Annotated in this window: 12 protein-coding genes; 2 read left to right on the forward strand and 10 right to left on the reverse strand. The window is 64.1% G+C overall.

Annotated features, from left to right (window positions below):
- Nucleotides 1-72: 72 nt before the first annotated feature.
- The 3 genes from xseA to FRAAU_RS08480 form a co-directional block, all read right to left on the reverse strand.
- Nucleotides 73-1,428: an exodeoxyribonuclease VII large subunit gene (gene xseA / locus FRAAU_RS08470; protein ID WP_014403128.1), complete on the reverse strand. Its 1,356-nt coding sequence runs from the start codon at nt 1,426-1,428 to the stop codon at nt 73-75.
- Nucleotides 1,429-1,468: 40 nt separating this feature from the next.
- Nucleotides 1,469-2,863 carry a phospholipase D-like domain-containing protein gene (locus FRAAU_RS08475; RefSeq protein ID WP_014403129.1) on the reverse strand — a complete coding sequence of 465 codons (1,395 nt, stop codon included), beginning with the start codon at nt 2,861-2,863 and terminating at the stop codon, nt 1,469-1,471.
- Between the two features lie 304 nt (nt 2,864-3,167).
- Entirely contained in the window at nt 3,168-4,616 is a 1,449-nt protein-coding gene (locus tag FRAAU_RS08480) for an MFS transporter (RefSeq protein ID WP_014403130.1), read from the reverse strand.
- Between the two features lie 289 nt (nt 4,617-4,905).
- On the opposite strand from FRAAU_RS08480, the gene nhaA reads away from it, so the two are divergent.
- Together nhaA and FRAAU_RS08490 are read left to right on the forward strand one after the other, a co-directional pair.
- The gene (nhaA, locus tag FRAAU_RS08485; protein ID WP_052317864.1) at nt 4,906-6,075 is read left to right on the forward strand and encodes a Na+/H+ antiporter NhaA; all 1,170 of its coding nucleotides are present in this window, start codon (nt 4,906-4,908) and stop codon (nt 6,073-6,075) included.
- A 470-nt stretch (nt 6,076-6,545) separates the two neighbouring features.
- Nucleotides 6,546-7,979 (forward strand): cytochrome-c peroxidase, encoded by a 1,434-nt coding sequence (locus FRAAU_RS08490; protein WP_217176215.1) that lies wholly within the window; start codon nt 6,546-6,548, stop codon nt 7,977-7,979.
- A gap of 141 nt (nt 7,980-8,120) precedes the next feature.
- Here the strand turns inward: FRAAU_RS08490 and hpaI are convergent, their stop codons facing one another.
- The 7 genes from hpaI to FRAAU_RS08525 all read right to left on the reverse strand — a co-directional run bounded on the left by hpaI (nt 8,121) and on the right by FRAAU_RS08525 (nt 14,203).
- The gene (gene hpaI / locus FRAAU_RS08495) at nt 8,121-8,888 is read right to left on the reverse strand and encodes a 4-hydroxy-2-oxoheptanedioate aldolase (protein ID WP_014403133.1); all 768 of its coding nucleotides are present in this window, start codon (nt 8,886-8,888) and stop codon (nt 8,121-8,123) included.
- A gap of 14 nt (nt 8,889-8,902) precedes the next feature.
- On the reverse strand, nt 8,903-9,706 hold the full coding sequence (hpaH, locus tag FRAAU_RS08500) for a 2-oxo-hept-4-ene-1,7-dioate hydratase (RefSeq protein ID WP_014403134.1): 804 nt from the start codon (nt 9,704-9,706) through the stop codon (nt 8,903-8,905).
- A 47-nt stretch (nt 9,707-9,753) separates the two neighbouring features.
- On the reverse strand, nt 9,754-10,161 hold the full coding sequence (locus tag FRAAU_RS08505) for a 5-carboxymethyl-2-hydroxymuconate isomerase (RefSeq protein WP_014403135.1): 408 nt from the start codon (nt 10,159-10,161) through the stop codon (nt 9,754-9,756).
- A 36-nt stretch (nt 10,162-10,197) separates the two neighbouring features.
- On the reverse strand, nt 10,198-11,121 hold the full coding sequence (gene hpaD / locus FRAAU_RS08510) for a 3,4-dihydroxyphenylacetate 2,3-dioxygenase (protein ID WP_014403136.1): 924 nt from the start codon (nt 11,119-11,121) through the stop codon (nt 10,198-10,200).
- A gap of 157 nt (nt 11,122-11,278) precedes the next feature.
- Nucleotides 11,279-12,751 carry a 5-carboxymethyl-2-hydroxymuconate semialdehyde dehydrogenase gene (gene hpaE, locus FRAAU_RS08515; protein WP_014403137.1) on the reverse strand — a complete coding sequence of 491 codons (1,473 nt, stop codon included), beginning with the start codon at nt 12,749-12,751 and terminating at the stop codon, nt 11,279-11,281.
- Nucleotides 12,752-12,801: 50 nt separating this feature from the next.
- Entirely contained in the window at nt 12,802-13,545 is a 744-nt protein-coding gene (locus FRAAU_RS08520; protein WP_014403138.1) for a fumarylacetoacetate hydrolase family protein, read from the reverse strand.
- Nucleotide 13,546: 1 nt separating this feature from the next.
- On the reverse strand, nt 13,547-14,203 hold the full coding sequence (locus tag FRAAU_RS08525) for a fumarylacetoacetate hydrolase family protein (RefSeq protein ID WP_014403139.1): 657 nt from the start codon (nt 14,201-14,203) through the stop codon (nt 13,547-13,549).
- Nucleotides 14,204-14,228 lie beyond the last annotated feature (25 nt).

Genomic DNA, 14,228 nt, shown 5'->3' on the forward strand with positions numbered 1-14,228 from the left:
CTTCAGCCGCGGCGGGCCTCTGGCAGACCTTCATGGCTGGATGCGGCAGGCCATCGAGTTTCCCTGGCGAATTCAGTCGATGTTGTCGAGCACCTGCAGTGACAACGTCCCGTCGGCCAGTCGGCCCTGCAGTCGCTGCCCCGGAACAGCAGCATCCGCACGCCGCACGACCTGGCCTTGTTGATCCAGCAGGATGGCATAGCCACGCTCCAGCGTGGCCAGCGGGCTGCTGGCATGGAGGTTGTGTCCGGCCTGGCGCAGGCGCTGGCTGCGTTGCTCCATGTTCTGTTGCAGGGCACGTTGCAGACGTTGTTGCAGGCCTTGCAACTGCTGGGCCTGCGCGCTCAGCTGGCGCTGGGGACTCAGCAATTGCCAGCGCTCGTGCAAATGCTGCACCTGTTGCCGTCGCTGCCGTTGCGGGGTGGTCCAGGTCGTCAGCAGCCGCTGCCGCAATTGCTCCAGACGTTCACGGCCCCGCTCAAGCCGCGCCAGCGGCTGCTGGCCGGCCAGGCGGATCTGCAAGTGATCCAGTTGCTGACGTCGACGCTGCAGATCATGTCCCGTCTGCTTCAGCAGTCGGCCCTGCCACTGCTGCAGCCGGTGCAGCAGGGCTGCTCGATCAGGCACCAGCAGCTCGGCCGCGGCCGAGGGCGTCGGCGCGCGCAGATCGGCGACCAGATCAGCAATCGTGAAATCGATCTCGTGCCCTACGGCACTGACCACCGGCACCGCGGAGGCATAAATGGCACGGGCCAGCGCTTCGTCGTTGAAGCACCACAGATCCTCCATCGAGCCTCCGCCGCGGGTCAGCAGAATCGCATCGTAGCGCTGACTGCGCTCCGCCTTGTGCAACATGGTGACCATGGCGGCGGCCGCTTCGCGACCCTGCACGGGCACCGGCAGGATCTCGGCATCGACCAGCGGAAACCGTCGCGCCCAGACACTGAGCACATCGCGGATCGCTGCTCCGCTGGGGGAGGTGATCACGGCGATCCGGCGCAGATAAGTGGGCAGCGCCTGTTTGTGCTCGGCGGCAAACAGCCCCTCTGCGGCCAGCCGCGTTTTCAGTTGCTCGAATTCACGCTGCAGGGCACCTTCACCGGCCGGCTCCATATGATCGACGATCAGCTGGAACTCGCCGCGCGGCTCGTAAAAGCCCACCCGGGCCCGCATCAGGACTTGCAAGCCATCCGCCGGTCTGAATTTCAGCCAGCTGCTCTTGGGCTTGAACATGGCACAACGGACCTGGGCCTGGCTGTCTTTCAGTGTGAAATACAGATGCCCGGAGGCTGGGCGGGCGACATTGGAAAGCTCGCCTTCGATCCAGATCAGGGGCAGGCTGTCTTCCAGCAGATCACGCACCAGCCGGTTGAGACCGGTCGGCGTCAGGATCTGGGCATCGGAACGGGAAGCTTGGGTCATGGCCATCAGCACGACACGCTAGCACATGGCCATGCCTGGCGAGAAGTCAGCGGGGTTTGCGGTGCCGCCGCCACTGGGCGATGGCCATGTTCAGCGCCACCCACAAGGCCAGCGCCGCGCATGGCCAGGCCAGTACCGCAGGCCGGTAGATGGCGATGGCGGCAGTCAGCAGAAGGCTGCCGATGCCGGCCAGAGCGGGCAGGGACGATTGATCATCCAGTACCCTGCGATTGATGATGACTGCGCCCACGGTATTGGCCAGCCGGATCGCGCTGGCTGCCGCCCGGCCCGAGCTGCCGCCGGCGTGATGCGGGCGGGGTGGTCGTGCTCCCTGAGTCTGTACGGTACTGCGGCGGTGGCGTCTGGCCAGCACGATCTCGGTGGCTTGTTCCAGATCGCGCAGATACTGGTCCTCCATCTGCCGGGCGAAGCCGGGATCTTCGACGGCCAGATCGATTTCCTGATTGTTCAGCCAGCTGGCGATGTTCAGATTGGAAGAGCCCACCCGGGCCCACTGTCCATCGGCGACCGCCGTCTTGGCATGCAGCATCGAGCCATTCCATTCAAAGACCCTTACGCCGGCCTGCAACAGCGGCCGGTAACCGGCCCGCGACAGACTGGCCACGACCGGAATATCACTGCTGCCGGGAACCAGCAGTCTCACATCGACGCCATCGCGGGCGGCGGCGGCCAAGGCCTGCACATAAGGCGCGACGCCGACGAAATAGGCATCGGTGATCCACAACGAACGACGTGCGATGGCGGCAATCAGCTGATCGACCCGGAACATGGTGGCGGTGGCCGGTTGTGTCGCGATCAGGCGGACGGCCATGTTGCCTGCTCCGGCGCAGGGTGGCGCTTCGGGATCCAGCCGGGCCGCGAGGGACGGTGGCAGTACTCCGCCGGTCTGTTGCCAGCTCTGGGCAAAGGCGCGCAGCAGTTCGGTGACGACCGGGCCGCGCAGGCTGACGCCGGTATCCCGCCAGGGTGTCACCGATCGCGAGGGGTCGCCCAGCCATTTGGCACTGATGCAGACGCCTGACAGAAAGCCCAGTTCGCCATCCACCACCAGCACCTTGCGATGATCGCGGCTGATCCATTGCAGGGCCTTGCCCCATTGGGGCGGATTGTAGACACGGATCTGTCCTCCGGCGAGGACCAGCGGCTGCCAGAAGCGCCGGCCACTGGCACCCAGGCAACCCAGCCAGTCGCAGATCACCCGCACCTCGATGCCGCTGCGCGCAGCTTGTACCAGTGCACCCAGAAAGGCCTGGCCGATTTCATCGTCGCGGACGATATAGTTTTCCAGCACAATGCTGCTGCGTGCCTTCTGGATCGCCGCCAGCCAGGCCTGAAAATGTGCGCGGCCATCCATCAGAGGTTCGACCCGGTTGCCATGGCTTAGGCTGGCGCCTGCGGCCCGGCTGAAGGCGGCGCCCATGACTTCATGAGGAATGGTGCGGGGCGAAACGGCTCCGGGCAGCACGGACCTGGATGGATAGGGTCGATTCGGCATCGTCGCAGTGTAGGTGAACCACGCGACGCATGGCGAGCCTGTCGGCCCGCCCGTTCCGGAAGTGTGGTCCGTTGCTGCCCCTGTGGGCGCTCAAAGGGGGGGAGAACGCGCACAGGGACAGAACGGTAGGGCATGGACCTTGCGGTCGACGGAGTCATCTTGAGTCCCAGGCGCACCGATGACAAAGAACCAGGAAGCATGGTGATATGTCGATCGGCTGGGTACGCACTCAGCGACGCAGGCGATGGCCGCTCAGTTCGGCGCCGGCTTCGGCTGCGAAGGCGCGATGCCACCAGGTCGAGCTGAGCGAGATCAGGGTGATCGCGACAAAGGTGATCGAGAAATCCGAATGCTGCGGCTGGACATGGCCGCGCGCCGTCATGGTCAGTCGCAGCAGCAGGGCTCCGATGCAGACGCCGACCGACAGCATCAGCTGTTGCAGCATGGTGTAGAAACTGTTCGCCGCGCTCATCTGTTCCATGGGCACGGCTTCGTAGGCGACGGTGTTGTAGGCACCGAACTGGAAGGACATAAAGGCGCCACAGCAGAACAGGCAGCCGAAGATCAGCCACATCGGCCAGTCCGGCTGGAATACCGCGCAGACGGCATAGCCGAGGCTGGCCAGCACGCCATTGCCGATCAGGCCGTTGCGGAAGCCGGTCAGTCGCAGCAGGCGGGGCGTGACGCTGCGGGTCACCACCGCGCCGAAGGCGGTGGCTAGTACCAGTTCACCGCTGCGTACCGCGCTGTAGCCGAAGCCGACCTGGAACAGCAGGGGCAGCAGGAACGGCTGGGCACCCTGGGTGATCCGCATCAGCGAGCCGGAAATGACCGACAGACGGAATGAGTCGATCTTCAGCAGGTCCAGATCCAGCAGGGGATGAGGACGGCGGCGGGCATGCCGCACATAGAGCCCGGCGGTGATCACGCCGCAGGCCAGCAGCGGCATGGACAGCTGGCCGGGATGATCCGGTCCGGACCACTCCAGGCCGAACAGCAAGGCGCTGGAGCTGACGCCGCAGAGGATGAAGCCGGAAAGATCGAAGGGATGGGCGCCGCGCGGGCGGCAGACGTCGGGAATGAACTTCCAGACCAGATACAGCCCCAGCAGTCCGATCGGCAGATTGATGTAGAAGATCCAGCGCCAATCCAGATGGGTGACGATCAGGCCTCCCAGCGGCGGGCCCAGGATGGGGCCGAGAAAGGCTGGTACCAGCGCCCAGGACATCGCCGAGACAAGATCCTTGCGATCCACCGTGCTGAGAATGATCAGGCGTCCGACCGGCGTCATCATGGCGCCCCCCATGCCTTGCAGCAGCCGGGCCGCGACGATCCCCGGCATGCTGTGGACCAGGGAGCAGGCGATCGAGCCGAACATGAACACCGCGATCGAGGCGCACATCACCCGGCGGCTGCCGAAACGGTCCGCGATGACCCCGCTGGTCGGTATCAGCACCGCGAGGGCCAGCAGATAGCTGGTCAGCGCCACGCTCATGGCCGGAGCTGCCACGTGGAAGTCGCGGGCCATCGCCGGCAGTGCCGTCGCCAGCACGGTGGCGTCCAGCTGCTCCATGAAAATCGCGCAGGCGACAATCAGGGCAATGGTCCGATAGGACCGTGGCGGGGCCGGAGCCGCATGGGTATCGAAAGGGCTGGAGGCAGGTGCCGATGGCGGCATGGGAGCAAGATCCTCAAGGCATCGCCTGACGACCGGAAGCCACCGCGGAGCGGGTGACCGGCCGTGGTCGGCGAAGAACGCCTATTATCGTGCCGAGGGACAGCCCGGGCAATCGGTCGCAGTCTGTCACTGCGCCGGGCGGGCGTCGGATATCGCCATCGCGTCACCCGGCTATGCTAGGATCACGGTCCAGGGTGTCTTGGCCATGGTGGCGCAAGACAGGTCGATGCGCAGGTCGGGCCGCCGCGCGGACAAGCCGTCGATGACTGCCAAGCCTGCCGTTCCCCTTATGGATTCTGCCGGGGACCACCCGGTCCATGCCGGGCGCCGATCCGGCCTGTTGCTGGTGCTGGCCGCCCTTGCCGGCTTGTGCCTCGCCAATGTGCTGCCCGCGGGGCGGGTGACGGATTTCTGGGACCAGCCATGGAGGCTGGCGAGTTCCTGGCAGCTGCCTTCCCTGGCGAACATGTTCGACGAAGGGCTGATGGCCTTGTTCTTTCTGGCCGCCGGTCTGGAAATCAAGCTGGAACTGTGTTGCGGCAGTCTTCGCGGGTTTCGCCGTGCCGCCTTGCCGGTGGCTGCCGCCTGCGGTGGCGTGCTGGTGCCGGCTTTGATCTACCTGATCTGCAATGCGGGCTTGCCGCAGGTTTCGGGCTGGGCGGTGCCGACGGCTACCGACATCGCCTTCGCCACCGGCATGCTGGGCTTGCTGCCGCAGAGCCTGGGGCGTTCTCTGCGGCCGCTGTTGCTGGCACTGGCGATGATCGACGACGTGATTGCGGTGCTGGTGGTCATGCTGTTCTACAGTCAGGCACTGGCGCCGGGCGGAGCTATCTGGCTGCTGGCGGCCGCGACCCTTTATCTGTTGCTGCGGTGCCGGGACCAGGCCGCCACGGTGATGCTGCTGAGCGTCGGCGTGCTGATCTGGATCGGCCTGTGGCGGTGCGGCCTGCATCCGGCGCTGGCGGGCATGGTGCTCGGCCTGCTGTGGCCGGCGGGACGCACAAGACCCTGGCATGGTGCGAGGCGCCTCAAGGCAGCCCTGGATCCCTGGGTCGCCTATGTCGTCATGCCGGGATTCGCCCTGATACATGCCAGCATCGACCTGCATGGGCTGGTGCTGACTTCCACCGCAGCCTTGCGCCTTGGTGTGGGCGTGGTGGCCGGTCTGGTGCTGGGCAAGCCGATCGGGATCGTGCTGGCGGCATGGGCGGCGATACGGCTCGGACTGGCCCGGCGGCCGGCGGGCATGAGCTGGCCACAGCTGGCGCTGATCGGGATGCTGGCCGGGATCGGACTGACCATGGCGATGTTCATCACCACCCTGGCACTGACGGATGTCCATGCACAGCGTCTGGCGCGATGTGCCGTACTGCTGGGCAGCCTGTTGTCGACCCTGCTGGCGCTGGGCTTCGGCGGGTGGCTGAGTCGCCGAGGCCCACCCATCGAACCTGTATGATTTCAGGGAAGGCATTCCACGGGAGAGGGCAATCGGCTTTGCCTGAGGTTGGCCCGTGTTCCCATCAATCATGCCGAAGAGTGGCGGTAGAGTGGCGGTGGTAGACGGCGCCGAAGTCACCGCGGGTGATCGAATTGCCGCAGCCGCATGCCGGAAGGGCTTTCGACGGGTCATACCGCCGATCATTCCGGGTCGGTAGCCAACAAAGGTCGGGTGGCTGCAGTCCATCTCGGGATATGGCCGGAAGGCTTGAAAAGCCCGCGGGGCAAAGGTTTCAGCGCATCGGTCGAGCCGATGGAGGAGATCAGCGCGAGCCTTGGCCAATCCGGCCGGTCGGCTTGCCAGGGCTGCTTGATAGTCAAAAGCTATCGTTGGGATGCTTACAGTCGATTGGAGTGAAGGCTCTGCGCTGACTAGTATGGTTTCCAGTCAAAGCCCCGGTAGGGGTGCTTCAGCCAATGGGGAATATATTGAAAAAGATCATTCTGAGCTTGGTGGTATTGGGTCTGGCCGCCTACGGCGGCTCGGTCGCCTATCTGCAACACTGGGACCATGCCACCGCACCGCAGTTGCCTGCGAACTCGCCGACACGTAACGATCCCGTGGCGCTGGCGGCCTTCAATTCGCTGCGCGAAGCCCGCTGTGACTTCTGCCATGCCACCCATACCGAGCTGCCGTTCTATTTCCATGTGCCGCTTGCCAACCAGTTGATGAGCAAGGATGTTTCCGAAGGTCTGCGTCACTTCCGGATCGAGCCGGTGCTGTCGGCCCTGCAAGAAGGCAAGCCGGTCAATGAAGAGCAGCTCGGCCGCATCGAGGAAGTGATCAGTCAGGGGCGCATGCCGCCTGATCTCTATGTGTTCATGCATTGGCATGCCCATCTGAACGCCCAGCAGAACCAGGCCGTGCTGAGCTGGGTACAGCAGGAGCGTCGTCAGCACTATGCGATGCCGGGCGTGGCCAGCGATCACGCCGCCGATCCGATCCAGCCGGTTCCGGCCTCGCTGCCGGTCAATGCCGAGCAGGTCGCGCTGGGCCAGAAGCTGTTCTTCGACAAGCAGTTGTCCGGTGACGGTACCCTGAATTGCGCCAGCTGCCACGATCTGCAACACGGTGGTGTCGATCATCTGGTGACGGCCACGGGTATCCACGGCCAGAAGGGCCCGATCAATGTGCCCACCGTGTACAACGCCGTATTCAACGTGTTGCAGTTCTGGGACGGACGCGCCAAGGACCTGGCTGATCAGGCTGCGGGTCCGGTGATGAATCCGCTGGAGATGGGGTCGCACGACTGGAACGATGTCGCCGCCCGACTGAATCGGGACCCGGCCTACGCCGCCCAGTTCCAGAGCGCCTTCGGCAGCCCGGTGATCGATCAGCGCAGCGTCACCTCGGCCATCGCCGCCTATGAAACCACCCTGATCACCCCTGATTCGCGATTCGACAAATATCTGAAGGGTGATGCCCAGGCCATCAATGCCGAAGAGAAGCATGGCTACGAGCTGTTCAAGCAGGTCGGCTGCTCGGGCTGCCACAATGGTGTCGCCGTCGGTGGCGGGGCTTTCGAAGTGATGGGGCTGGAAGGCAACTACTTCGGAGATCGCGGCGGCCAGCTGACTGCGGCGGACGCCGGCCGCATCGGTGTCACCAAGGATCCGCTGGATGACCATCGCTTCAAGGTGCCGACCCTGCGCAATGTGGCCCTGACCGCCCCGTACTTCCATGACGGCAGTGCCAAGACTCTGGAGCAGGCCGTGCGCGAGATGGCCAGATACCAGACGCCGGATCACAACATGTCCGATGCCGACGTGCATGCCATCGTGGCTTTCCTGAACACCCTGACGGGTACCTACCAGGGCAAGTCGCTGGCGACTGACGACAGCCAGGCGGCAACTGCCAAGTAAGCCTGTTGCACTCCCGCTGTGGCGGAGTCAGGCAGAGACCCCCGGTGATCTTCGATCACCGGGGGGCTTCTTTGTCCACGAGCACCATCCCCGGAAGCAGGGGCCTGGCAGGTCGGTTCGGGGCGGATGTGCAACGTACTTTCAGTGATGGAAGCGGACGGCCAGCTGGCGGGCAGCACCGAGCAGCAGACGAGTGTCAACGCCGACCGCCACGAACAGCGCGCCCATCCGCAGCCAGTTTTCGGCCTGAACGGGATCCGTGCTCAGAATGCCGGCGGCCTTGCCGAGCCCTCGCACCGTGGCGATGCCTTCCGCCAGGGCCTGCTGCACCTCTGGCGCATCCGCCTGCCCCAGATGGCCCAGGGAGGCCGACAGGTCGGCCGGTCCGAAAAACACGCCATCCACGCCAGGGACGGCCGCGATCTCCGCCAGTGCTTTCAGGCCCCGGTCCGATTCGACCTGTACCAGCACGCAGATCTGTCTGGCAGCATGTTGCAGATAGCCGTCGATTCCGTTCCAGCGGGAGGCCCGGGCCAGTGCGCTGCCGACGCCACGGATGCCGGCGGGTGGATAACGGGTGGCGGCCACCAGCCCGGCGGCTTGTTCGGCACTCTCCACCATCGGCAACAGCAAGGTCTGTGCACCGATATCCAGGTATTGCTTGATCAAGGCGGTATCACCTTGTACCGGCCGCACCACCGGCTGACTGGGATAAGGCGCAATGGCCTGCAATTGGCTGAGTACGCTGCGCAGGTCATTGGGGGCGTGCTCGGCATCGATCAGCAACCAGTCGAAGCCGGCGCTGGCCAGCAATTCGGCCGGATAGGCATCGGCCAGGCCCAGCCACAGTCCGATCTGCGGAATCTGTTGCTGCAAACGCTGTTTGAAACGGTTGACGGGAAGTTTCATGGTGGACTCCTGGCTCAGACGAAGCGGCAGGCGATGCTGCCCAGGCGGTCGTAATCGACATGGAAGGTATCGCCGGCGCGAATATCCACCGGCCGTGTGAAAGATCCGGCAAGAATGATCTGTCCGGCTTGCAGTTCCACTCCGTGACGGGCGAGCTTGTTGGCCAGCCAGGCGACTCCGTGTGCCGGGTGATTCAGTACGGCTGCCGAGACGCCGGATTCCTCGATGACCCCGTTGCGCCAGAGCACGGCCATGACCCGGCGCAGGTCGATCGTATCGGGTCGCACCGGCAAGCCGCCCAGCACCAGTCCGGCATTGGCGGCATTGTCCGAAATGGTGTCGGTGACCTTGCGGGTCTCGCCATTGGCGGGATCGAGGCGTTGGATGCGGGCATCGATGATTTCCAGTGCAGGCATGATCCAGCGCGTGGCATCCAGCACCTCGGTGATGGTGATGCCCGGACCGCGCAAGGGGCGGTCCAGGACAAAGGCCAGTTCGACCTCCAGTCGTGGCACGATGAAATCGCTGACGGCTATGTCGCCGCCTTCGCCGTACAGCATATCGTCGAGAAGAATGCCATGATCGGGCTCGTCGATATGGGACGATATCTGCATGGCGCGCGAGGTCAGTCCGATCTTGTGGCCGATCACGCGGCGCTCATCGGCCAGCTTCATGTCCACCCACGCGCGCTGGATGGCATAGGCATCGTCCAGATCAAGCTGCGGATACTCTTGTGAAAACTGAGGCAGCTGCTGGCGGCTGCGCTCAGCCTTGTACAGACGCCGGGCAGCCTGCCGGATGGTTTCGGCCTGCAACATGGTGGGGATACTCCTGCAAGGAAGGCGGATCACGGCGGTCGCCGGTCTCAGTGTTCATGGAAGTGGGCATGCAAGGTGCCGGACCGTGCCTGGTAGACCTGGCCCTGGTTTTCGTCGATCTGCAAGGTGATGCCGATCGGCCGCTCGCGGCGTCCTGGATTCAGGCCTTTCTGCAATACCGCAAGCAAGGCATCGCCCACGGCGCGATGGACCGCCGCGGGGCGTCCGCGTCCGATCCGCAGCAGGGCATACAGGAAGTCGTAGCGACCGGCCCCGTCTGCGATGGCGGCATGCGCGGCCGGACTGGCGAATACCCGCACGCCGCCGATGGGGAAGACCGGCTGGCCCGCCTCGTCCTTCTGCTGGCACAGGATATCGGCCAGCTGGCGGACCAGTCCGTCAAAATCGATCTCGGCATCGAGATCGGCGGTGTAGAGCATGGTCAGATGTGGCATGGGCGTCTCCTTGAGGCCTGCAGCCTGGGCGGTGGGTCAAAGACGGGCCGAGGCCGGCACCGGTCGATGCGCGATGGCCTGGGGGGCAGGGATCCTGTCGCCGTCCTGCGGCGTGACGGGGAACAGGACATTCACCTGACCGGTCCCGGATGACGGGAAGTAGGGCGTGATCAGCCGGGCATGTCCCGAATAGGCCGACCACCCCAGCGCACCAAGCAGCATCGCGGTGTCATGCATGAAACCTTCGCCGTGGCCTTTGGCTGCGTATTCGGGCAGCATTGCGCAGAATTCGGGCCAGCGGCCGTGCTGCCACAGCTGCAGGACCTGCTGATCCAGCATGTCCAGAAACGGACTCCAGATCCTGTCGATATAATCGGGCGCCAGCCCGTTCTGGGCGAAACGATGGGACAGCGAGCCGCTGGCCAGAAAGGCCACGGTGCCCTCGTAGTGATCCTCGATCGCCTTGCGCATCGCCCAGCCCAGACGGGCACTGTCATGGAGGTAATGGACGGTGCACAAGGCCGAGATCGAGATCACTTTGAAATGCTGATCGCCGTTCATGTAGCGCATCGGTACCAGGGTGCCGTATTCGGGGGCCAGGGTGGTGCTGTCATGAGCCAGGGTTTCCACCCCGTAGTCGCCGGCAACCTTGGCCAGCAGCTGGCCAAGAGCTGGGTTGCCGGGAAAGGCATAAGGCATGTTGCGGATGAAATGAGGCAGCTCATTGCTGGTGTAGATGCCTTCGAACCGGGCCGGACAGTTGATGTGATAGCCGGCATTGACCAGCCAGTGCGTGTCGAAGACCACGATGGTATCGACGCCTCGCTGGCGGCAGAGCCGTCCGATTTCGTGATGGCCTTCGATCGCAGGGCGCCGCAGACCTTCGTACAGCCGGCCCGGCTCGCTGAGGTACATCGAAGGCACGTGAGTGATCTTGGCGGCCAGGGCGAGTTTGCCCATGACGTGTACTCCTTGGGTGGATGATCAGCCTGTGTTGCGACCGCGCCGACGCGCAGCGGGCTGGAAGGCGGCAGAAGGCGCTGCCTTGGCCGCCCATCGGGTCTGGAGCCGGCTAGGTGGAGGCACCCGTGCCGGCTGCCGCGGCTACCGGTCTGGCTCAATGCGCCTTCGGCAGGCCCCAGCGTGGAATCGGGTGCTGTCCCATCGAGACACAGACATTCTTGGTCTCCGTAAACACCTCGAAGCTGTATTCGCCGCCCTCGCGACCGGTTCCCGAGGCCTTGACGCCGCCGAAGGGCTGGCGCAGATCGCGTACGTTCTGGCTGTTGATGAAGACCATGCCGGCCTCGATCCCGCGGGCGACCCGATGGGCGCGCCCGATATCCTGGGTCCAGACATAGGAGGCCAGGCCATAGCGGGTGTCGTTGGCCAGTTGCAGTGCTTCGGCCTCGTCCTTGAATTTCATCAGGCAGGCTACCGGGCCGAAAATTTCCTCCTGGGCGATGCGCATGCGGTTGTCGACGTCGGCAAAGACCGTGGGGCGTATGAAATGGCCGCGAGCCAGATGGGCGGGCAGGCCGGCGGGGCGTTCCGGACCTCCGGCGAGCAGGCGGGCACCTTCCTCGATGCCGATCCGTATATAGCCGGTGACTTTGTCGTAATGACGGGAGGTGATCATGGAGCCGATCTGGGTGGAAGGGTCCTCCGGATCGCCGAGGATCAGCCGCTCGGCACGTTCGGCAAAGGCCGTGACGAAGGCGTCATGGACGCTTTCCTGGACAAAGATCCGGCTGCCGGCGGTACAGCGCTCGCCATTGATGGAAAAGATGGTGAACAAGGCCGCATCCAGTGCCCGTTCGATATCGGCGTCTTCGAATACCAGTACCGGTGACTTGCCGCCCAGTTCCATGGAATATTTCTTGACCCCGCCATGGCCGAGAATGGTGTGGCCGGTCTCGGTGCCTCCCGTAAAGGAAATGGCCCTCACATCGGGATGTTGCACCAAGGCATTGCCGGCACTGGCACCATAGCCCTGGACCACATTGAACACGCCGGCAGGGATACCGGCCTCCAGTACCAGCCGGCCCAGTTCGTGGGCGGTCAATGGCGAGAACTCGCTCATCTTCAATACCGCGGTATTGCCCAGGGCCAGGCAGGGCGCAGTCTTCCAGGTGGCCGTCATGAACGGAACATTCCATGGCGAGATCAGTCCGCACACGCCGACGGGCTGATGCAGGGTGTAGTTGAGCATCTGGTCATCCACCGGATAGCTGTGGCCATCCATCCGGGTACAGACTTCGGAGAAGAACCGGAAGTTGTGCGAGGCCCGGGGAATCAGCACGTTCCGGGTCTGATGGATGGGCAAGCCGGTATCGCGGGTTTCCAGGGCTGCCAGTTGCGGGATCTGCTGATCAATCAGATCGCCCAGTCGCCGCATCAGCCGCGCCCGCTCCCTTGCCGGGGTGGCGGCCCATCCGGGAAAGGCCTGGCGGGCGGCAGTGACGGCGGCATCGATTTCGGCGGCACCACCACTGGCCACCTCCTCGATCACATCGCCCGTTGCGGGATTGAAGGTCTCGAAGACTTCACGGCTTTCGACCTCGCGGCCGTTGATCCAGTGCTTGATCATCTTGTGCTCCTTGCCTTGAACGGTAGGTCGGACGGGCCGCTGAGGCGGCTTCAGGGATCGCCGACGATGGTGTTGAGCAGGCGGCCCACGCCTTCGACTTCGACCACTACTTCATCGCCGGCCACCACGGACGCCAGCCCTTTGGGAGTGCCGGTGGCGATCATGTCGCCCGGCGCCAGGGTCATGAAGCTCGACAGATACTCGACCAGAAAGGGGATGTCGAAGATCATGTCGGCGGTATTGCCCTGCTGTTTCAGCTCGCCATTGATCCAGCTGCGCAGCTGCAATCGGGACGGATCGGGCACGTCGTCGACATCGACGATCCAGGGTCCCAGCGGGGTGCCGGCATCCCGATTCTTGACGCGCAGGTTGGGGCGGTAGTAATTCTCGAGATAGTCGCGGATCGCGTAGTCGTTGCAGACGGTATAGCCGGCCAGGTAATCGAGGGCGGCGTGACGGGGCACTTTGCGGGCGGTCTTGCCGATGACGGCCACCAGTTCGCACTCGTAATGCATGTGCAGAATGTCCCGGGGGCGACGGGTGGTCTGGCGATGGCCGATATAGCTGCTCGGTGACTTGACGAAAATCAGGGGTTCGGTCGGCGCCTTGAAATCGAGTTCGGCGGCATGGTCGGCATAGTTGAGCCCCAGTGCGAACAGAGTGCCATTGGCGGGAGGCAGCCATTCGACCTCATCCTCGCCGAGGCGACGCCCATCGGTCAGACGCAGACCACCATCGGCTTCGACGATGGCGTCCCGGGACTGCCCTTGATAACGGATCCTGGCATGTTTCATTTCAGTCGGCCTCGGCCACGATGGTATTGTGCAGCTGACCCAGACCATCGATTTCCACGATGACTTCGTCGCCGGGCAAGACATCGACCCGGCCTTCGGGACTGCCGGTGATCAGTACATCGCCCGCCTGCAGTGTCATGAAGCCGGAGATGGACGCCAGCAGTTGCGGAACCGTGCGGACCATGTTCGAGGTATGGTTGTGCTGGCGCAGCTCATGGTTGACCTGCAGCCGGATGCCTAGTCCATGCGGATCGGGAATGGCGGTCGCGGCGGTCATGGGGCCTACCACGCAAAAGCCGTCACGGCATTTGTCCTTCAGTGCGGGCCGGTAATAGCTTTCTTCAGGCAGACTGAATTCATTGACGATGACGTAGCCGGCAATATGACTGCCGGCCTGATCGGCATGGATCCGCCGGGTTTCGTTTGCGATCACAACCCCAAGAGCCGGGCCGGGTTGCAGTCGATGACCGCGTGGCCGGGTCACCCTGCCACCATCCTGGTTGCGGGTATTGGGCGTCTTGATGAACAGTACCGGCTGTTGCGGGGCCTGCAGGTAAGGCGGCCGTTCGAAACGGGGCCGCCATTGCTCGAGCAGGCCTCGATAATTGAGCGCGACACCCAGCAGGCAGGGCGCGAGGGTGGATGAAAGGTGGTTCATGTGGATCTCCTCAGAGCGTGCCACT

This window comes from Frateuria aurantia DSM 6220 (assembly GCF_000242255.2).
Lineage (GTDB): Bacteria > Pseudomonadota > Gammaproteobacteria > Xanthomonadales > Rhodanobacteraceae > Frateuria > Frateuria aurantia.

Bases quoted from the DNA above. Each gene is read 5' to 3' on its own strand.
- xseA (WP_014403128.1), bottom strand. From the start codon at position 1,428: ATGGCCATGACCCAAGCTTCCCGTTCCGATGCCCAGATCCTGACGCCG.
- FRAAU_RS08475 (WP_014403129.1), bottom strand. From the start codon at position 2,863: ATGGGCGCCGCCTTCAGCCGGGCCGCAGGCGCCAGCCTAAGCCATGGC.
- FRAAU_RS08480 (WP_014403130.1), bottom strand. From the start codon at position 4,616: ATGCCGCCATCGGCACCTGCCTCCAGCCCTTTCGATACCCATGCGGCT.
- nhaA (WP_052317864.1), top strand. From the start codon at position 4,906: ATGGATTCTGCCGGGGACCACCCGGTCCATGCCGGGCGCCGATCCGGC.
- hpaI (WP_014403133.1), bottom strand. From the start codon at position 8,888: ATGAAACTTCCCGTCAACCGTTTCAAACAGCGTTTGCAGCAACAGATT.
- hpaH (WP_014403134.1), bottom strand. From the start codon at position 9,706: ATGTTGCAGGCCGAAACCATCCGGCAGGCTGCCCGGCGTCTGTACAAG.
- FRAAU_RS08505 (WP_014403135.1), bottom strand. From the start codon at position 10,161: ATGCCACATCTGACCATGCTCTACACCGCCGATCTCGATGCCGAGATC.
- hpaD (WP_014403136.1), bottom strand. From the start codon at position 11,121: ATGGGCAAACTCGCCCTGGCCGCCAAGATCACTCACGTGCCTTCGATG.
- hpaE (WP_014403137.1), bottom strand. From the start codon at position 12,751: ATGATCAAGCACTGGATCAACGGCCGCGAGGTCGAAAGCCGTGAAGTC.
- FRAAU_RS08520 (WP_014403138.1), bottom strand. From the start codon at position 13,545: ATGAAACATGCCAGGATCCGTTATCAAGGGCAGTCCCGGGACGCCATC.
- FRAAU_RS08525 (WP_014403139.1), bottom strand. From the start codon at position 14,203: ATGAACCACCTTTCATCCACCCTCGCGCCCTGCCTGCTGGGTGTCGCG.